This window comes from Rhodopseudomonas sp. BR0M22, assembly GCF_010907035.1.
Taxonomy (GTDB): Bacteria; Pseudomonadota; Alphaproteobacteria; order Rhizobiales; family Xanthobacteraceae; genus Rhodopseudomonas.
Map to the genome: position 1 here is coordinate 38,987 of NZ_QUMK01000010.1, position 18,414 is coordinate 57,400.

Annotated in this window: 20 protein-coding genes; 11 read left to right on the top strand and 9 right to left on the bottom strand. The window is 66.4% G+C overall.

The window, feature by feature from the left end:
* The first annotated feature begins 39 nt into the window (after positions 1-39).
* Positions 40-678 carry a TetR/AcrR family transcriptional regulator gene (locus tag DY468_RS04900; RefSeq protein ID WP_205511966.1) on the top strand — a complete coding sequence of 213 codons (639 nt, stop codon included), beginning with the start codon at positions 40-42 and terminating at the stop codon, positions 676-678.
* A 120-nt stretch (positions 679-798) separates the two neighbouring features.
* A complete protein-coding gene (locus DY468_RS04905; protein ID WP_164602930.1) occupies positions 799-1,410 on the top strand; it encodes a DUF6456 domain-containing protein in 612 nt (203 codons plus the stop codon).
* Positions 1,411-1,439: 29 nt separating this feature from the next.
* Here DY468_RS04905 and DY468_RS04910 read toward each other — a convergent pair whose 3' ends face one another.
* Positions 1,440-1,868, bottom strand: a complete 429-nt coding sequence (locus DY468_RS04910) for a SufE family protein (protein WP_164602932.1) — start codon at positions 1,866-1,868, stop codon at positions 1,440-1,442.
* 117 nt (positions 1,869-1,985) lie between these two features.
* Entirely contained in the window at positions 1,986-2,408 is a 423-nt protein-coding gene (locus tag DY468_RS04915) for a DUF5330 domain-containing protein (RefSeq protein ID WP_164602934.1), read from the bottom strand.
* Positions 2,409-2,814: 406 nt separating this feature from the next.
* Here DY468_RS04915 and DY468_RS04920 point away from each other — a divergent pair, with 406 nt between their 5' ends.
* The 3 genes from DY468_RS04920 to DY468_RS04930 all read left to right on the top strand — a co-directional run bounded on the left by DY468_RS04920 (position 2,815) and on the right by DY468_RS04930 (position 5,984).
* Positions 2,815-4,638 (top strand): ATP-binding protein, encoded by a 1,824-nt coding sequence (locus DY468_RS04920; RefSeq protein WP_164602936.1) that lies wholly within the window; start codon positions 2,815-2,817, stop codon positions 4,636-4,638.
* Positions 4,631-5,428: a peptidoglycan-binding domain-containing protein gene (locus DY468_RS04925; protein WP_230761523.1), complete on the top strand. Its 798-nt coding sequence runs from the start codon at positions 4,631-4,633 to the stop codon at positions 5,426-5,428. Before DY468_RS04920 ends, DY468_RS04925 begins: the two co-directional genes overlap by 8 nt.
* A 214-nt stretch (positions 5,429-5,642) precedes the next feature.
* On the top strand, positions 5,643-5,984 hold the full coding sequence (locus tag DY468_RS04930) for a DUF1491 family protein (protein WP_164602938.1): 342 nt from the start codon (positions 5,643-5,645) through the stop codon (positions 5,982-5,984).
* Between the two features lie 220 nt (positions 5,985-6,204).
* Here DY468_RS04930 and DY468_RS04935 read toward each other — a convergent pair whose 3' ends face one another.
* From DY468_RS04935 to DY468_RS04945, 3 genes are all read right to left on the bottom strand, one after another.
* Entirely contained in the window at positions 6,205-7,179 is a 975-nt protein-coding gene (locus DY468_RS04935; protein ID WP_164602940.1) for a DUF2336 domain-containing protein, read from the bottom strand.
* A gap of 149 nt (positions 7,180-7,328) precedes the next feature.
* Positions 7,329-8,405 (bottom strand): polysaccharide deacetylase family protein, encoded by a 1,077-nt coding sequence (locus DY468_RS04940; protein ID WP_164602942.1) that lies wholly within the window; start codon positions 8,403-8,405, stop codon positions 7,329-7,331.
* A 78-nt stretch (positions 8,406-8,483) separates the two neighbouring features.
* Positions 8,484-9,023, bottom strand: coding sequence for a DUF1664 domain-containing protein (locus tag DY468_RS04945; RefSeq protein WP_164602944.1), 540 nt, complete (start codon positions 9,021-9,023; stop codon positions 8,484-8,486).
* A gap of 176 nt (positions 9,024-9,199) precedes the next feature.
* Between DY468_RS04945 and DY468_RS04950 the strand changes: the two genes are divergently transcribed.
* From DY468_RS04950 to DY468_RS04960, 3 genes are all read left to right on the top strand, one after another.
* Positions 9,200-9,400, top strand: coding sequence for a hypothetical protein (locus DY468_RS04950; protein WP_164602946.1), 201 nt, complete (start codon positions 9,200-9,202; stop codon positions 9,398-9,400).
* A gap of 16 nt (positions 9,401-9,416) precedes the next feature.
* On the top strand, positions 9,417-10,196 hold the full coding sequence (locus DY468_RS04955; protein WP_164602948.1) for a hypothetical protein: 780 nt from the start codon (positions 9,417-9,419) through the stop codon (positions 10,194-10,196).
* A gap of 131 nt (positions 10,197-10,327) precedes the next feature.
* A complete protein-coding gene (locus DY468_RS04960; protein ID WP_164602950.1) occupies positions 10,328-11,209 on the top strand; it encodes an oxygenase MpaB family protein in 882 nt (293 codons plus the stop codon).
* Positions 11,210-11,240: 31 nt separating this feature from the next.
* On the opposite strand, the gene DY468_RS04965 is transcribed toward DY468_RS04960, so the two are convergent.
* From DY468_RS04965 to DY468_RS04975, 3 genes are read right to left on the bottom strand one after another with little or no spacing between them, the layout of a single operon-like run.
* Positions 11,241-11,810 carry a DUF1254 domain-containing protein gene (locus DY468_RS04965; RefSeq protein ID WP_164602951.1) on the bottom strand — a complete coding sequence of 190 codons (570 nt, stop codon included), beginning with the start codon at positions 11,808-11,810 and terminating at the stop codon, positions 11,241-11,243.
* Positions 11,807-12,385, bottom strand: coding sequence for a DUF1214 domain-containing protein (locus tag DY468_RS04970; protein ID WP_164602953.1), 579 nt, complete (start codon positions 12,383-12,385; stop codon positions 11,807-11,809). Before DY468_RS04970 ends, DY468_RS04965 begins: the two co-directional genes overlap by 4 nt.
* Positions 12,386-12,428: 43 nt before the next feature.
* Positions 12,429-14,702: a transglycosylase domain-containing protein gene (locus DY468_RS04975; protein ID WP_164602955.1), complete on the bottom strand. Its 2,274-nt coding sequence runs from the start codon at positions 14,700-14,702 to the stop codon at positions 12,429-12,431.
* Between the two features lie 268 nt (positions 14,703-14,970).
* Between DY468_RS04975 and DY468_RS04980 the strand changes: the two genes are divergently transcribed.
* Both DY468_RS04980 and DY468_RS04985 read left to right on the top strand, forming a co-directional pair.
* Positions 14,971-15,483, top strand: coding sequence for a YcgN family cysteine cluster protein (locus tag DY468_RS04980; protein ID WP_164602957.1), 513 nt, complete (start codon positions 14,971-14,973; stop codon positions 15,481-15,483).
* Between the two features lie 55 nt (positions 15,484-15,538).
* Positions 15,539-16,282 (top strand): sulfite exporter TauE/SafE family protein, encoded by a 744-nt coding sequence (locus DY468_RS04985; RefSeq protein ID WP_164602959.1) that lies wholly within the window; start codon positions 15,539-15,541, stop codon positions 16,280-16,282.
* Between the two features lie 293 nt (positions 16,283-16,575).
* On the opposite strand, the gene DY468_RS04990 is transcribed toward DY468_RS04985, so the two are convergent.
* Complete coding sequence (locus tag DY468_RS04990; RefSeq protein ID WP_164602961.1) at positions 16,576-17,091, bottom strand: MarR family winged helix-turn-helix transcriptional regulator; 516 nt, start codon at positions 17,089-17,091, stop codon at positions 16,576-16,578.
* A gap of 79 nt (positions 17,092-17,170) precedes the next feature.
* On the opposite strand from DY468_RS04990, the gene DY468_RS04995 reads away from it, so the two are divergent.
* Entirely contained in the window at positions 17,171-18,409 is a 1,239-nt protein-coding gene (locus DY468_RS04995) for a cytochrome P450 (RefSeq protein WP_164602963.1), read from the top strand.
* The last annotated feature ends 5 nt before the right edge of the window (positions 18,410-18,414 follow it).

Genomic DNA, 18,414 nt, shown 5'->3' on the forward strand with positions numbered 1-18,414 from the left:
AATTGCCGGACGCCGGTCAAGTGATTTATATAGCGAGTGATGCAAAAATCAGATTCGACCTTGGACAATCGGGCCGCGCGGCCGCGTGGCAGGCCGCGGGCCTTCGACCGCGCACGTGCGCTGGCGGCGGCCACCCGGCTGTTCTGGGCGAAGGGCTATGAGGCGACCTCGATTGCCGATCTGACCGAGGCGATGGGCATCGGGGCGCCGAGCCTGTACGCCGCGTTCGGCGCCAAGGATGCGCTCTATGCCGAAGCGCTACGGTATTACGAGGCCACCTACGAGCATCTGGTCTGGGGCCGGTTCCGCACCGCGTCGACCGCGCGCGACGCGGTGACAGCCTATCTGCTGGATTCTGCTGCTGTGCTGACCGGGGGGCCGGACGATCATCCGCTCGGCTGTATGGTGACGCTGTCGGCGGTCGGTAGCGAGGGGCACGCGGAGCTGGGCGAGATGGTCCGCAAGGCCCGCGCCGTGACGCTGCAGCGGCTTGAGGCGTGCCTGAGCGCGGCGGTGGCGACCGGCGAGCTGCCGGCCTCGACCGACGTCCACGGCCAGGCCCGGCTTATCCAGGCGATCCAGGCCGGTATGTCGATCCTGGCCCGCGACGGTGCCAGCCGGGACGAGCTGGAGGCGGTGGCGCGCCGCGCCGTAGCCGGGTGGGGCGCTGGGTTCTGAAGCCACGGTTGACTTGCGGGGTAAGGAAAAAAATCCGAATATCGTGGGGTGGCGCCCTTGTCCCTGTTGGTGTGTTGTGAGAATATTTTCCTAGATCGAGTCTGGGAAAGGACGGACGACATGCACACCAAACGTCGCGGACGGAAGTCCGCCGCAGCACGCGGGCCGGGCAGGGCCGAAGTCGACAGCTTTCGCGCCAGTCATCTGGATCTTGCCGAGCGCGACATCATGACGGCCGAGGGGCTGGCGCGCGTCACCATCGACGATAGCGAAAGCCCGCTCGCCTGGCTGGCCCGCCGCAAAGGGCGCGACGGACAAGCGATGATCAGCGCCGAGCAGTTCGTCGCCGGCGAGCGGTTGCGCGCCGACTTCACCCGCGGCAACCTGACACCACGCGTGACGTCGAACTGGGGAGCGCCGACCGGGCGCGCCGGCAGCGGCGGCGCTGGAGAGATGACCGATCTGGTCGTGGCGGCGCGGCAGCGGGTGCAGCACGCCCTGGACGCCTGCGGGCCGGAGTTCTGCGGTATCCTGCTCGACGTCTGCTGCTTTCTGCGCGGCCTGGAGGACGTCGAGCGCGAACGCGGCTGGCCGTCGCGCTCCGCCAAGGTGGTACTGCAGCTCGCGCTCGATCGGCTCGCCCGGCACTACGGCCTTGCTCCGCGGACCGAACAGGCTAGGCCGCGGCCGCGGAGCTGGCTGGCGGACGATGCGGCGTTCGTGGTGCCGTAAAGCGGCGGAGCAGCCGGAGTCGATCGCGATCAGCTCGACGCGGCGAGTGTCTCGCGCGCGTCGGCCTTGATCCGCTCGATCATCGAGCGCAGGCCGTTGGAACGCTGCGGCGTCAGATGCTCGCGAAAGCCCAGCTCGTCGAACACCGCGATCGGCTCGGCGGCGAGGATCTGCTGCGGCGTGCGGCCGGAGACCAGCGTCAGCAGAATCGCGATCAGGCCGCGCACGATGTGCGCGTCGCTGTCGCCGAGATAGGTGAGCACCGGTTCGCCGGCCGCGTTACGCGTCAGCTTGCGCGACAGCCACACCTGGCTGGCGCAGCCCTGTACCTTGTTGGCAGAAGAGTGTTCGTCCTCGGGCATAGGTTCCAGCGTGCGGCCGAGTTCGATGACGTAGCGGTAGCGATCGTCCCACTCGTCGAGCAGCGCGAAATTGTCCCTGATCTCGTCAATCGTCATCGTGCCCCGTATCCGTCAGTCGCGGTTCGCGCGCAATGGAACCTGTGCCGACAGATATATGGGTTCGCGGGCGCGCTCGAAAGCGCGAATCGCCTGGTTCGATCGTCGAGTTCTGCTCTAATTGGTGGCAGTGGGCTTGGTGACCGCATTCGTCGATGCGGTTTCGGCGCCGGGCAGCTTCCACTCGATCTTGAGATCTTCGGCCGTCAGCGTGTCGCGCGGCGCCAGCGACGGATCGGGCGCGTCGCTCGCGCCGATCGCGCCGGTCGGCTCGCCGCGCTTCTCGGTGATGATCTGGTACAGCCTGCGCGCGCCTTCCTGAGCGCGATGACCGATCACCGTCGCGGCCTGTTCGCCGACCTCGCAAGCCGCCGGCTGGCGCTTGCAGAATTGACTGAAGTCCCACACCGCGGCACTCGCCGCAGACACCGCTTCGGAGGCGCCGATCTGCGGCAGCTTCTCCGAATCCGGTGTCGACTCGCGCGGCAGAAATACCAGGACCACTCCGATCCAAAACGCCAAGCGAAGCAGAAAGAACATCTCGCGACCCCGTCGTCCAATTCCCCGTTGCGATTGGCCTCGCAATCGAACTCCGTCGTATCGAGCGGCAATGAATTCGGGGTTTTTTGGTTACTTACAATTCGAGCGAAATCCGCGGAAAACTCCGCCGAAACGATTCGGCGTAAATATTCGATTGACGGAGCTGGGCTTCTCGATCGCCGGCCGTTCTGCGTCCACCAATTCGAAACCATATCGCTCCACGCTTCGAAACGATGCGTTCACCATGTGGTTTCGAATGCGCCCGGTGAAGGCACGTTGAGGCGGGCGCGGGCCACACTCTTCGATCGCCTTAGTGTTCGTTTAAGGTCGCTCTGACAGTTTCGGCCAACCACACGCGAGGCGCCGAACGCCTCCCGTTACGAGGCGACGAGCGAGCGCGAGCAGCGTGGCAGTATCCAGAATCATCGGTGAATGTCTCGATGCGTTGCTGCATCCGTCGGCGCGATACGACGCGCTCGCGCGGGCGCGGCATCGTGCCTTCATTGCACCGCGCATGCTCGGTAGTCTCGCGGCCTTCGCAGCCTTCCCGTTGTATCTGGTGTTGCGCGGCGCTCCGACGGCGCTCGAAGCCGCGGCGCTCGCCTGGCTGATCGTCCCAATCCTGGTGGCCTGGTTCCTTTCGCGCACCGGGCGCTACGAGGACGCACATTTCCTGTCGTCGCTAGCGCTCGCCGCGCTGGTGATCGGCGTCTCGGCATTCACCGGCGGCATCCAATCCTTCGCGGCCGTGTGGCTGGTTGTCATCCCGATCGAAGCCGCGCTGTCGGCATCGCGCCGCGTCGTCACCTTCGCGGTATCGCTGGCGCTCGGCGGTGCCGCGTTGTTGATCGGGCTCGACCTTCTCGGCGCATTGCCGATGCCCGCCAATGGCGCAGCTTCGAGCGCCACGCTGGCGGCATTCGGAATCGCCACGGCGACACTGTACGCGTCCGGCCTGGCTTACGGCGCCACCTGGCTCGCGCGCACCAACCGCGCCTTGCTCGATGTCGAGGAGGAGCGGTATCGACTGCTCGCCCGCAATATGAGCGATGTGATTTCGCGCCACAATCGCAACGGCGCGGTGAGCTTCATTTCGCCGGCGGCGGAGAGCCTGCTCGGCACCCCGACTTCGCAGCTCGCCGAGCATGGATTGTTCGATCGTGTCCATGTCGCCGATCGCCCTGCCTATCTGAAGGCGATGTCGGACGCGGCCCGCGGCCGCGAAACTGGCAGCGTCGAATTTCGGCTTCGCCGCCAGGTGGCGCGTGACGAGCGCGGCCGGCCGTCGGCCGCCGAATTCGTCTGGGTCGAGATGCGTTGCCGGCCGTTGGACGCGGTGCCGTCCACTGCCAGCGCGAGCGAGACTGAAGTCGTCGCCGTGATGCGAGACATCACCGATCGCAAGATGCAGGAGCAGGCGCTCGACGAGGCGCGGGCCGAAGCCGAGCGTGCCGACGCCGCCAAGGGCCGCTTCCTGGCCACCATGAGCCACGAGCTACGCACGCCGCTGAATGCGATCATCGGTTTTTCCGACATGATCGCGCAGGGCGACGAACTGATGCTCGGCGCCGAGCGACGCAAGGAATACGCCCAGCTCATCAACGATTCCGGACAGCATCTGTTGTCGGTGGTCAACGGCATCCTCGACATGTCGAAGATGGAGTCCGGCAATTTCGAAATCGTCCCGGAGCCGTTCGCGCCGCGGCCCGCGCTGCTGAATTGCTGCAATCTGCTGGCGCTCAAAGCACGCGACTGCGGCATCGACCTGATCACCCGCGCGCCGGAGAATTTGCCGGACGTCGTCGGCGATCCACGCTCGTTCAAGCAGATTCTGCTCAATCTGGTGTCCAACGCGATCAAGTTCACCGAGCGCGGCGGCTCGGTCACGGTGTCGGCCGCGGTCGAGGGCGTGCGGCTGGTGCTGCGCGTCAGCGACACCGGAGTCGGCATCGCCGAGGAAGACCTGAAGCGGCTGGGAGATCCGTTCTTCCAAGCCGGCAAGACCTATCAGCGACGCCACGAGGGGACTGGCCTCGGGCTGTCGATCGTCAAGAGCCTGGTGCGGATGCACGGCGGCGAGATCGAGGTGCAGAGCCAGATCGATTGCGGCACCACCGTCACCGTGTCGCTGCCTCTGGCGCTGCCCACATCCAGCAACGTCACGACGTTGAACCCGATGACGTCGGCGGATTCGCCGGCGCAAGACTACCAGGTGAAGAAGAGTGCCTAAGAAGCGAAAGGACGGCGGATCGTCGCGCCGCGGTGCCGCCGTGGCGGTCGCGGATAGTGAGGAGCGCGGTCTGGCGATGCGGCTGATGCTGTCGAGCCCGAAGGATTTCGTCGCGGCGATGTTCGCCTCGGCCGCGGTGATCGCGATCGTGACCAATGCGATCTTCATGCAGGCCGGGCAGCACCCGTCGCCGATGTTCGGCAAGGCGGCTTCGCCGGAGTCTGTGTCGATCGTCACGCTGCCGCGTCCGCGTCCGTTCGATGCCGAACAACGCTCCGACACCAAGGCACTCGATCAGAAGCTGCTGGAACCGACCGCGATCGAATTGAAGCCGTCTGAATCGCGCGCGGCGGAGACCAAGCCGGCCGAAACCAAGCCCGCCGAAACCAAGCCGGTTGAAGCGAAAGCCGCAGATGTCCGTCTACCGGAAGCGCGCCCGGCGCGAAGCCGCCCGGCCGAGAGCGACGATCCGCTCGGCAATCTGGTGCGAGCCACCACCTCGCGCGGCGCCAATGCTTCCGCCAACGTGCCGCGTCCACCGGCTGGCATCCCGAGCGCTGGACGAGATCCGGTCGGCGAGATGATTACGTCGTCACGGCGGATCGCAGCCGTGCAGCGCGCGCTGACGCAATACGGCTACGGCCAGCTCAAGCCGACCGGAACCGCCGGCTCCGACACCCACGCCGCGATCGCCCGGTTTGAACGCTCGCGCAACCTGCCGGTCACCGGACAGGTCTCCGACCGCGTGGTGCGCGAACTCGGATTGATGATCGGGCACTCGATCGACTAGCACGACACGCCGGGGGGACGCGCGTCGTGCCTCGGCGGAGCTGCGGAACAGTGAGTTCCGGTCTGCTCGTTTGACTCGCTTTCGTTGCGCGAAACGGCGGCGAACTCTTGCGATGAATGGATCTGGGGCTCGCCAATTCCCGCGCAGTCCCTGCGCGGGGGCAGGTTTGTCACCGCGATTTGCCAAGTTCCTGAAATCCTCTACAAGCCGCTCTATGAGACTGAAAAGTGCCATTTGGGTGTCGGCTTACTTGCGCCGCTGCCAGACGGAGGGCGTGTTCGGCGCGGTGAGCCGGCGCGGGGCCGAGGAGGCGGGTGCGGTATTCGTCAAGGTCGTGACCTTGGACCGGCAGGCGATGCTGTACGTACCGGCGCCGCAGACCGCTTACGACGATGAGCGCCCGTTCGAGCGGGTGTTCGTACCGGCATCGCCGACGCCGCAGCCGGAGGCAGACGTCGACGCGCGTCTCGCCAAGGAAATCCGGTTCGATCCCGACGCCTGGATCGTCGAGACCGAAGACCGCGCCGGGCGGCACTTTCTCGATCTGGCGAAGTAGCTAGAGCAGTTCTGTCTTTCATAGAATCAGAGCTGATCCACGCCGCCTGCCACACGCACAACCTCATGGTGAGGAGGCGCGTAGCGCCGTCTCGAACCATGTGACGCAGGGAATGCGTTGCCCCATCCTTCGAGACGCCCGGCTTCGCCAGGCTCTTCAGGATGAGGACTTTGGACCCTTGGCAAGGTCTAGATCCGTTTCAATGGATCGATGAAGCGCTCTAACCGCGCGTGGTGCCGATCCGCGGCGACCAAGTCGTGCCGGGCTGCACCGCGGGACGAGCCTGCGGCGTTGCGTGACGTGCGCGCTGCCGTTCGTCGTCGTAGAGCGTGGCGCGATATTTGGCGCGGGTGGAAGCGACGGTGGCACCGCGCCATGCCGCCAGCATGATCAGCGCCGCGCGTTCGCTCAAGCGATCGTACAGTCGCGACAGCCGGTACACCCACTCCACCGACGCACCCTTGGCGGGGTCGAGGAACATCAGCACCTGCTCGAACACCTGGCCCTTGATGCCGAGCGCTTTCAGCGCGCAGGCGAGCGCCTCTCCGCTCTCGTCGGCGACGACGCGCTCCGCGGTCGCCGCGGTGAGCAGCAGCGCTTCGCCGAGTTCGGCGGTGAAGTTCTCGACGTCTGACACGAAGGCCGCCATGTGCAGCACTTCCGCCGCGCGCATCGCCCGCGGCGGATGAATCCGCGCGGCCGGACGCAGCGGAGTCTCGGCGAGATTCTGCAGGATTTGCGCGCGCTCGGGGGCAGTCGCCGAGAAGAACATCTCGGACAATTGCGCGGCGTCTTCCGGCTGCATCGACAGGCTCGCAGCGCGCTGTTCGGCTTCGGTCGGAGCGCGCCGCGCCGGCCGGGCCGGGGAAGTGATATCAGCCGGTGGGATCGGCGCGGCCAGCGGCACACGCTGATCGGCCGAGGGCGTCAACGACAGCCGCAGCGCGATCGCGCGCGGGGTGTGCGGATAGATCGACAGCCGGGCGCGCACGACCGCGCGAGTGGCATCGTCGACCTCGTCGATCAGCCGCGATGTCAGCTCGACGAACTGCCGTTCCTCATCGTCGGTATGCGAAGGGCTCTGTACGTACAGATCAGTCAGCACCCTGAGCAACGTCGGGCGAATGTCGACGCCTTCGCGGCGCGACAGCGACATCAGCCCGTCGTATCCGGGAAAGGGTGTGAATGTGGCCATGGTGATGCAAAACGGTACGAGTTACCGGTAGATTAGTTCGGTCGATTTAACAGCACGTTAAGCTCAACGGTTTGTTAAGCCGCCGATACGCGAACGGGCGCTCCGCGCGCCCGTTCTGTCGAGATCCCACGTCGGGTCAGGGACGATTGCTAATCGACGGTGCGGATCACTTTGGCGATCGGCTTGGCGGCGCTGGCGGTGGGCTGGGCCGGGGCGACCTGGGCGTCGTATTCCGGCAGCGTCGTCACTTTGTCCTTGGCGGTGATGAATACCATCTTGTAGCCGCCGGCCTTGAGCTGGGCGAGTAGTTCGGGCAGCGCCTGCGCAGTCGACTTCTGGAAGTCGTGCATCAGCAGGATGCCTTTGCCGGCCTTCTTCAGCTTCGTCATCACGCCCGCGACGAGCTGGTCGGGCTTGTGAATCCGGAAATCCTCGGAATCGACGTCGATCGAGAACGCCGCGATGTTGCGCTCGCCGAGATACGTCTTCAGCTCCGGCGTCTGCCGCAGTTGCGGGAAGCGGAAGAACGGTGCGGTCGGCTGCCCGGCCGCCAGCGCCACGCCGCTGATGCCCTTCTCGATTTCGTTCTTGGCTTCGGCGAACGGCTTGCTGGCGAGATTGACGTGCGACCAGGTGTGCGAGCCCACGGTATGGCCGGCGGCAATCACCTGCTTGAGGATCGCCGGGTGCCAGCTCGCATGTTTGCCGATCGGGAAGAATACCGCCTTGACGCATTGCGCCGCGAGCGCGGCCAGCACTGCCGGGGTGTTCACCGGCCACGGTCCGTCGTCGAACGTCAGCGCGACTTCGCCGGGCTGCAGGAAGTCGTAGTCGCGATATTGCGACATGCCGAGCCCCGGGCCGCCGGTGGTGTCGATTTCGACGGTCCGCGAAATCCCGAGCGCGTTCGGATTGTTGCAGACCTGCCGCGACGGGGCGGGGGCGGGCGAGGGGAGCGCGGCGGGTTTGGCGCCGATCGCCGGATCTGTCGTGGCGCGGGCTGGCTGGATGGCCGGCGCAGGCTCCTGGGCAGCGCGCGGCGGCGCTCCGCCGGGAACCGGCCAGCGTGACGCGATGGTGCCGGTGATGACGTCTTCGGAAGTCGCCGAGGCGTGAGCTGCGTCGATCTTGCCAGAGGGGAGGCTGAACCACGCGCGGCCGGCGCCGAGTCCGACCAGAACGGCAAGCGTGCTACAGCCGGCCGCCAGCACCGCAAATTTACGCATCGTCAACTCCTACACATACTCGCTGCTTGACCTGCGAACTTGGTCGCAAATTGGTTAAGCGGCGGTGTGCAATTCGAGCTATCGGCGCGGTTTCACGGATTTACGTTGCGATTTGGCTGCGTGCGGTTTGGCCGCCCTGCTGCGGGTGGCGCGATGGGGGCGTGCGGCCGGCTTGCGGCGGATCGCCGGCCGTTCGGCGGTGTCGGCAGGCTGCGCCTGGGCGAAGGATTGGCGCAGACTGTCGAGGTCCGTGCCGATCTGCCCGACCTGTTCGGATAGTTTGCGGATCTCGCTGCGCTGCGCCGCGACCAGCGCCTGGATATCGTGGAGTTGATCCTGCAGGGCCTGCAACTGGTCGATCGATTGCTGCTGCGTCAGCTCCAGCCCCTTGGTGCGCTCCACGAGTTGTTCGGAGGTCTGCGCGACGCGGGCCTGCACTTGGCGTCCGTTGGCGATCCGCTCCTGTTCGGGGCTGGTTGTGCTGGCGATGCGCCACAGGAAGATCGTGCCGATCCCGGCGACGATCAGCAGCAGTGCGGCGGCCGCAATCGCGATCGGCTGGGCGCCCAAAGCAGGGAGTGTACGGGCACGGAGATCGGCTGGCGGAATCTCGATCATGGAGGTCACAAGCCTCACGTCGACGTCAGGTTCCCCATCCCCGACCGTGACGCTAACACCGCACCCGCCCCGGTTGCAACCGGGAGGCGCTCTGCCATTAACAGTGCATTAACCATAACGGCTCCTTAATGCGGCGCGCGGTGATCGGCTCGGGAAAGGACGCGGGAGAGACCGGAATGGGCACCATCATTGAATTTCCGGCAGATGCGGCAACGCGGCGGCCGGGCTCGCCCATGATCGCGTCGCCGGATCGCTCCGCCACCGTGACGATCCTTCCGGTGGTCCGGATCGAGCGCCATGCAGAAGCGGGCAGCGATGGCACACCGAAGCAGGGCGATGCGCCTGGCCGGCGTCGGCGCCGCCGCGCTCGCCCCTGAACCGGGGCGGTCGTCGATGTCCGCGGTCAGCCGTCCGGTCCTGATCCGGGGCGGGGCCGCCCGGGCGGCTCTCCTCATCTCCATCCTGGCAACCTTCGCGCTCGGCGGCTGCGCCGGCGGCGATTTCGGCCGCACCCGGCGCGATTTCGTTACCGACGACATGCACCGCTGGATCGGCGCGGAGGCGACCGGCAGCATCGGCCTGAAGGCGTCGGCGTTTCAGCTCACCGACCAAGAGCGCACGATGCGCGACATGGCGTATCCGCTGATCGAGCCGCCGCACGCGCGCCCGGCGTGGAAGAGCGTGTTCGGCGACTACCAGCCGATCGCCGCGCCGTGGCGGCAGCAGCCGCCGTTCGACCGCACTGCCTACGGCAAGCTGCTGATCGACGAGCCGCACCGCTCGCACGCCTCGCGCTACAACGAGCTGATCCAGGACGTGCGCAACGATCTGACGATGTTCGAGCCGTTTCAGTTCACCGCCGCGCGGGTACTCGAGCTCGACCAGAAGCGCAATGCCAGCCTGAAATACATCTCCGATCTGTCGCCGCGCGAGCGCGAGGACGCGGTGGCGCGAATGGAAGAGAACTCGCTCATCGTGCAATGGGTGCAGCAGTGCTTGCGCCGCCGCGCGTCGTCGTATCGCTGGGCACTGGAACGGCTGGTGATCATGGCGCCCGATGGCATCGCCGCTGACGCCGATCGCCTGATCGCCGAACTCGAAGCACAGGCCAACAACATCGGCCTCGTCGTCAGGCCGCCGGCGCAAGGCGCCGCTGTTGTGCGCAAGGGATAGAGCGGCGGATCTTTCTGTCGCGATCAGGCGAGATCGCAGCACCGTCTTCCGATCCCAGTCCTCAGCCTCTGTACGCAAGACCGTGCGCTGCTCAGCGAACCACTCTGTGCGTCGCTTTGGAGGAAGCGCCGATGATCGATTCCCTTGTGCCGCAGGTCACGAGCGCCGACGGACTGGCCGCGCCGGACGGCGCGCCCGAACTGGCAGAAGCCCAGCGCACCGTCTGGCGCCTGGCTCACATCGATTTTCCGTGGGACATCAACAAGGCGCTGGAGTTCGCGCTGCTCCGCACTTACGCGGTGCCGTCGATTTCCGGCCTTCTGGCGCGCACGGGCGAATTCTCAGAGCGCGTCTCGAAGCGCTACGACGACACCGCGCTGCTGATCCGCGAGGTGCTGCGCAACGGTCTCGACAGCGACCGAGCGCGTCGCTCGTTCGGTCGTATCAACGCGATGCATGGTCGCTTTCGCATCGCCAATGACGACTACCTGTACGTGCTGTCGACATTCGTGTTTTCGCCGATCGACTGGGTCGGCCGCTTCGGCCATCGGCCGATGACCGACGCCGAACAGCATCTGTGGTTCGTGTATTGGAACGAGTTCGGGCACCGGATGGGCATCGATGCTCTATATCCGGATATTCACTCGTTTCGCGCGTTCGCGGACGAGTTCGAGCGGACCCGGTTCGTCTATGCGCCGTCGAACCGGTTGATCTCGGAACGCACGATCGACCTGGTGCTGTCTGATTACTTCGTCCCGCGCATTCTGCATCGCGGCGGACGGCAGGTTGCGCTGGCCATCGTTGACCGGCCGCTCGTCGAGGCGCTCGGCTTCAAGTATCCGTCCCTTCCGTTGCGCGCGCTGGCGTTGGGCGGACTGGGCTTGCGCCGCGCGATCCTGAAGCTGTTGCCGAAGCGCCGGGCACCGAAGTGGCAGGAGATCGGTGGCCGGACCTATCCGGAAGGCTACAACATCGAGGAGCTGGGCACGTTTCCACGCGCCAAGGGCACCTGACGATCAGCGCCGAAGGGAGGCGCTCCTGCAATCAGGATTGCGACTTGGCCCGCGGCTCCGGCTGCACTTTGCAGGACGCGGCTTTGAGCGCGGCGCGCGCCTGCGGCATCAGACCGGGTTCTGAGGCAAGCGCCTTCATCACGATCAGACCGGTGGGAGTGGGAGAGTCGATGATCAGCCGGTCGGCCGCGGTGACGTCCTCTTCCTCGGGCATGTCGGCGTGCTGCTCGGCGGTCATCAGGTCGAGCTCGATCACCTTGCGGCCGGCGGAGCGGTCGTTGATCGCGTAGTAGGCGACTTCGTTGCGGGTGTAGAACGACACCGCGGTGTAGGCCTGGCTCACCGGCACTGCCAGCTTGATCGGACCGTTCGACAGATCGTAGCGGCACACCGCCATCGCGAACGCCGGATCGAGCAGCGGCAGCGGCGCGCCGTTCGGCGTGACGTCCGGCAGTTGCGTCACCGCGTTGACCTGGGTCAGCGGCGTCAGCCGGGCGTAGGCGTCCTGGCCGGCGATCCGCGGCAGCACCAGGATGGTGACCAGATGCACGATGCCGCCGAGCACCAGACCGGCGATGATGGCGATGGCGAAGCGGATCATGGGCAGCCGATGGTGGCGACCGCCGGCATCGGCGCGTCGCGTTGGGTCCGGGTGGCGATACCGACCGGCGTGTCGTACAGCCGCAGCATCAGCCAATAGCGGTCGACGCCGCCGGTCGGCAGCCAGTTGCCGCCGCGGGCGCGCGCCGCGATCCGGATCTTGAACTTGCCGTCGGCGTCGCGAATGATCTCCTGGCTGGTGAAGCCGTAACGCTCCAGCGTATTGGCGACCAGATTGCCGCGCGGATCGTACAGCGTCAGGGTCCAGAACCGGGCCGCCGGCGTCACGCCGCTGACTTCAACGTCGCAGCGGCCGTCGAGCGGGCGCTTGGCGTCGTCGGCGGTGGCAAGGAACGAGATGCCGTCGCCGGCGCCGACCGGCAATGTGCCGCTGCGCACGATCGCCGCGCGGGTGTAGGGGTCGACTTCGGCGGTGCCGACGCGCGGCCGCGCGGTCCAGGCGCCGATCGTCAGCGAACCGAGATCGGTGCCGATGGTGGCGGTGGTCCAGGTGGCGCCGAGGCCGACGCCGGCGGCGATCAGCAGCGTCAGGAGAGTGAGGATTATCAGGCGCACGTTGCAGCCATCCCCGATGTCGTCGCAGCCGCCATCGTTGCGTTTAGTTCTTGCGCGCGGCCGGCGCGTCGCTCGACGCAGCCGCCAGGCTGTCGGTGAATCCCGCCCCGTCCGACGAGACTTTGCGTCCGGTCTGGGCGGGTGTCGCAGCCGGACCTGTATCGAGCGAATGGAAGGTCTGGTCGAGCATTTTTTCGACACGCACCAGGATCTCGGCGCCGCGCCGTGTCAGCACCGGCGGCGCCTGCTTGACGTCTGCGGTCTCGGCGCCGGTGGGGCGTGTGCCGGGCTCTGCCGGCAGCTTCTCGCCCATGCCGACGCCGGCCAGCTCTTTGACCTCCACGCCCTGATGCGCGGCGGTCATAATGTCGTGCCAGGTCTGGGCCGGCAGCGAGCCGCCGGTCATCCGGTTGGTCGGCGAGTAGTCGTCGTTGCCGTACCACACCGCGCAGGCGAAATTGCCGGTGTAGCCGACGAACCAGGCGTCGCGATAATTGTTGGTGGTGCCGGTCTTACCGGCGGCCGGAATGCCGTCGAGGCGGGCGCGGCGCGCGGTGCCCTCGGTGACCACGTGGCTCATCATCCCGGCCATGTCGGCGGCGATGTTGGCCGGGATCGCCCGCTTCGGCTGCGGGCCGTCGCGGTCCCAGCGCCACACCAGATCGCCGGCGCCGGTGCGGATTTCCAGCACCGCATGCGGGGTCACCGCAATGCCCTTGTTGGGGAAGGTGACGTAGGCCACCGCGTGCTCGACGACGGTGACTTCGTCGGCGCCGATCGGCAGCGACGGCGTGTCCGGCAGCGGCGCGGTGAGGCCGAAGCGGCGCGCCACCTCGACGATCTTGGCGCGGCCCTTCTTGGCCGAGTCCCACTGGTTCTTCGGATTGCCGCCGATCGCGATCGACAGCTTCACCGGCACGACGTTGATCGAGCGGGTGATCGCCTGGGTCAGCGTCACCGAACCGGAATAGGAGTGGCCATAGTTCTGCGGGCACCAGTTGCCGAGGCAGACCGGGCCGTCGACCACGATCGAGTTCGGCTTGAAGCCGTTGAGCAGAGCGGTGGTGTAGACGTAAGGCTTGAACGACGAGCCGGGCTGGCGATAGGCGTCGACCGCGCGGTTGAACTGACTGGCGCCGTAGTCGCGGCCGCCGACCATGGCGCGGACGCCGCCGTCGAGATCGGCCACGACCGTCGCCGCCTGGGTCGCGTGGTAATCGCGCCCGAACTGGCGGAGCTGGTTCTCGATCGCACCCTCGGCGGCGCGCTGCACGTTCATGTCGATCGCGGTGCGAACCACGAACACGCGTTCAGTGTACGACTTCGGGAAAGTGTCGACGATCTTGCGGACCTCGTCGAACGCCCAGTCGAGATAGTAGTTCGGCGAATTCTCGTCGCGGCGGTCGACCACCGAGGCCGGATTGCGCCGGGCGCCGAACACCTGGCCCTCGGTCATGAAGCCGGCGTCGACCAGATTGTCGAGCACCTGGTTGGCGCGGGCACGCGCCGCCGGCAGGTTGATGTGCGGAGCGTATTTGGTCGGCGCCTTGAACAGGCCGGCGAGCATCGCCGCCTCGGCGAGGTTGATGTCGCGCACCGACTTGTTGAAGTAGAAATGCGCCGCACCGTCGGCGCCGAAGGTGCCGCCGCCCATATAGGCGCGGTCGAGATACAGCTTCAGGATCTCGTTCTTGGTCAGCCGGGTTTCCAGCCAGATCGCCAGGAACGCTTCGTTGATCTTGCGTTCGAGCGTGCGCTCGTTGGACAGGAACAGGTTCTTGGCGAGCTGCTGGCTGATCGAGGAGCCACCCTGGCGCACGCCGCCGGCCTGGGCGTTGGTCACCAGCGCGCGCAGCGTGCCGGCGACGTCGATGCCGAAATGGTCGTAGAACCGCCGGTCCTCGGTGGCGAGGGTGGCCTTGATCAGATTGTCAGGAAAGTCTTCGAGCGGGATCGCGTCGTTGTGTTTGATGCCGCGGCTGCCGATCGGATTACCGTAGCGGTCCAGAAACGTGACGGCGAGGTCAGACTTCTTCAGCCAGTCCTCGTCGGCGGTTTCGCGAAACGCCGGCTGCGCCAGCGCCAGCAGTGCGATCAGGCCGAGCAGGCCGATCGAGGCGGCTTCCGACAGCGGCTCGATGAACACCCAGCGCTTCCAGCCGCCGACATAGAAGCGGTCCATATAGGTCGAGAACCGCTCCCACAGTTCTCGGATACCGACGGCTGAGGAGAACAGCGTCGAATCGAGGCGAGCGTCGAGATCCAGAAACCAGTTCCGGACCCGCTGCTTCCAATTGTCTGGCAGAATCTTCGGCACCGGGTTCGACCAATCACATCAGCACGCCGCACAGGCGCTGTTCGTCTTGCGCAATGTTGCGGCGATCGCAAGGCGAGGCGACAGGCTTCGGGAATCTGATTCGTTGTAGCCGAGCATGCCCGATAAACCAATGGTGGTGCAGGGATTTTTCGGCGCCTCCGGGGGGCGGGGCAGCGGTTCCGCATGCCGCCATACCGGCTAAGCGCTTGCGCCGCCGGGCAAACTCCTCCTAGAACGGCGCTTCATCGCCGCAAAGCAGCATTCAGGTATGACCGCGCGCCCCAAGAAGCCGTCGGCCCAGGACGGTTTCTTCTGGAAGACCAAGACGTTGGAACAGCTCTCGCCGACCGAGTGGGAGAGCCTGTGCGACGGCTGCGCGCGCTGCTGCCTGGAAAAGCTCGAGGACGAGGACTCCGGGCGGATCTATTTCACCGAGGTCGGCTGCCGGCTGCTCGATGCGGGCGCCTGCGCCTGCCAGGACTATCCGAACCGGTCGGACCGGGTGCCGGACTGCGTGCGGCTCACTCCGAAAGAGGTTCGCGAGCTGACCTGGCTGCCGCCGAGCTGCGCCTACAAGCTCGTCGCCGAGGGGCGTGACCTGTACTGGTGGCACCCGCTGATCTCCGGCGATCCGAACACCGTGCACGAGGCCGGGGTCTCGGTGCGCGGGCGGGTGGAGCGGACCGAGACCGAGGTCCCGGTCGAGGAACTCGAAGATCACATCGTGTCGTGGCCGGCCCTGCTGCCGAAGCGCGCCAAGCTGAAACAACGGCCGAGGTAGCTCCGCTGCTCTCGCCGCCGGCGGCGCCCGCCGCTGCTTCTGACGAAGGACTTGCATGACCGCGCTGATCATCATCGCCGTCGCCGGCCTGTGGGCCGGCGTTCAGAACACGCTCGCGGGCGGCGGGTCGTTTGTGACCCTCCCGGCGCTGCTGTTCGCCGGGATGACGCCGCTGTCGGCGAATATCACCTCGACGGTCGCGCTGTTTCCCGGCCAGCTCGCATCCGGCTACGCCGGCCGCGGCATGGTCCGCGGCGTCGGCGAGGTCAGCTTCCGGGCGCTGGTGTTCACCAGCCTCGCCGGTGGTGCGGCCGGTGCGCTGCTGCTCTTGATCACGCCGCCGACGGTGTTCGCCAAGATGATCCCGTGGCTGGTGCTGTTCGCCACCGCGATGTTCGCCTGGGGCAGCTTCGGCCGCAAACCGACCGCGCAAGCCGGGCAGGTCGGCGCGCCGGTGCTGATCGGCATTCAGTTTTTGATCTCGATCTATGGCGGTTACTTCGGCGGCGGCATCGGCTTTCTGATGATGGCGGCGCTGTCGATCGCCGGCATGACGGCGCGCAACGCCGGCGCCACCAAGAATGCGCTGGCGGCGGCGATGAACGCCTCGGCGGTGGCGATGTTCGCGTTCTCGCCCGAGGTGAAGTGGCTGGAGGCGCTGGTGCTCGCGGTGTCCTCGACCGTCGGTTACTTGCTCGGCGTCTGGGTGCTGCGCCGGGTCAACGAAACCATGCTCAGAATCGGCGTCGTCGTGCTCGGCCTCGCGCTGACGATCGGGCTGTTCTGGCGGCAGATGTAGCCGGCCAATGCCGGTTACTGATCCAGTACCGGTATCCAAACTTCATTGGTGACTCATCGGTGATGCACGGAGCTTGTTCGCGCTTGCGAACGAGCCCGTCGCGCGTGCCGAAACACGCGCCAACTTATTCGTTGCCAAGGCAACTGATCTGTGAGAATTGTTCTGAACAAGAGCGACCCAGTCGCCGGTTTTGGGGAGGAGACATGCTCGGCAGCACAGCGGCCGGCTATCGCGGAGTCGCGTCCGCGATCAGGCGCAAGCAGGATGCACGGCGTGGAGCGCTGCGTCTCGGCTCAGGCGGTTTCGCCGGTGACCGCGCCGAGGTTGTTGTGCAGCCGGCGCAACAGATCGATCAGCACTTCCTGCTCGTCCGCACTCAGGCACGACATCAGCTTCCGTTCGCGCTCCAGCGCGGCGACGATCACCTTGTCGTGGGTGGCGCGACCCTTTCCGGTCAGCGAGATCGAATGCGTGCGGGCGTCGTTCGGATCGACGCGGATGGTGATCAGCCCGCGCGACTGCATGTCGGACAGCGTGCGGCTGACCGGTCCCTTGTTGAAGCCGATCACCTGACAGATCCGCGCCGCCGAAATGCCGGGCTCGATCGCCAGCAGCGACATGATCCGCCATTCCGTGACGTTGACGCCGAAATTGCCCTGATAGAACGCCGTGGCGCTGTTCGACAGCTTGTTGGCGATGAAGGTGATGAACGCCGGAACGTAACGCTCCAGATCGAGCGTAAGGCCTTCCGGGCTCGGCGCGGCCGCGGCAGATCGCCGGGATTTTGGCGGACGGGATGCACCAGTCATGGGGATGTCGGCTGCGAATGCATGCGCCGACATAAGGACATGCCACGGCATTTCACAAGTGGCGATTGAGGAGGACAACATGACCACGGCTCCCTCATCGGTGCCGGTTACCACGCCGTCCCACGACGGCGTCGGTGTTCCGCATCTCGGTATCGATCCGTTCGCGCTGGACTACTTCGCCGATCCCTATCCGGAGCAGGAGACGCTGCGCGAGGCGGGTCCGGTGGTCTATCTCGACAAGTGGAGCGTCTATGGCGTCGCGCGTTACGCCGAGGTCTATGCGGTGCTCAACGATCCGCTCACCTTCTGCTCCAGCCGCGGGGTCGGCCTGAGCGATTTCAAGAAGGAGAAGCCGTGGCGGCCGCCGAGCCTGATCCTCGAGGCCGATCCGCCGGCGCATACCCGCACCCGCGCGGTGCTGAGCAAGGTGCTGTCGCCGGCGACGATGAAGCGGCTGCGCGACGGCTTCGCGGCGGCGGCGGACGCCAAGATCGACGAGCTGCTGGGTCGCGGCGGCAATATCGATGCGATCGCCGATCTTGCCGAGGCCTATCCCTTGTCGGTGTTTCCCGATGCGATGGGCTTGAAGCAGGAGGGGCGCGAGAATCTGCTGCCCTATGCGGGTCTCGTGTTCAACGCGTTCGGACCGCCGAACGAATTGCGGCAGAGCGCGATCGAACGCTCGGCGCCGCATCAGGCCTATGTGGCCGAGCAGTGCCAGCGGCCGAACCTCGCGCCTGGCGGGTTCGGGGCCTGTATTCACGCCTTCAGCGACACCGGCGAGATCACGCCCGAGGAGGCCCCGCTGCTGGTGCGGTCGCTGCTCTCGGCGGGCCTCGACACCACCGTCAACGGCATCGCGGCGGCGGTGTACTGCCTGGCGCGTTTTCCGGACGAGTTCGCGCGGCTGCGCGCCGATGCGTCGCTGGCCCGCAACGCCTTCGAAGAAGCGGTGCGGTTCGAGAGTCCGGTGCAGACCTTCTTCCGCACCACGACGCGTGACGTCGAACTTGCAGGCGCCACGATCGGCGAGGGGGAGAAGGTGCTGATGTTCCTCGGCTCCGCCAATCGCGATCCGCGGCGCTGGGACGATCCGGACCGCTACGACATCACTCGCAAGACCTCGGGCCATGTCGGCTTCGGCTCGGGCGTGCACATGTGCGTCGGTCAGCTCGTCGCCCGGCTCGAGGGTGAGGTGGTGCTCGCCGCGCTGGCGCGGAAGGTCAAGGCGATCGAGATCGCCGGGCCTTTGAAGCGCCGCTTCAACAACACGCTGCGCGGGCTGGAAAACCTGCCGATCCAACTGACGCCTGCCTGAGAGAG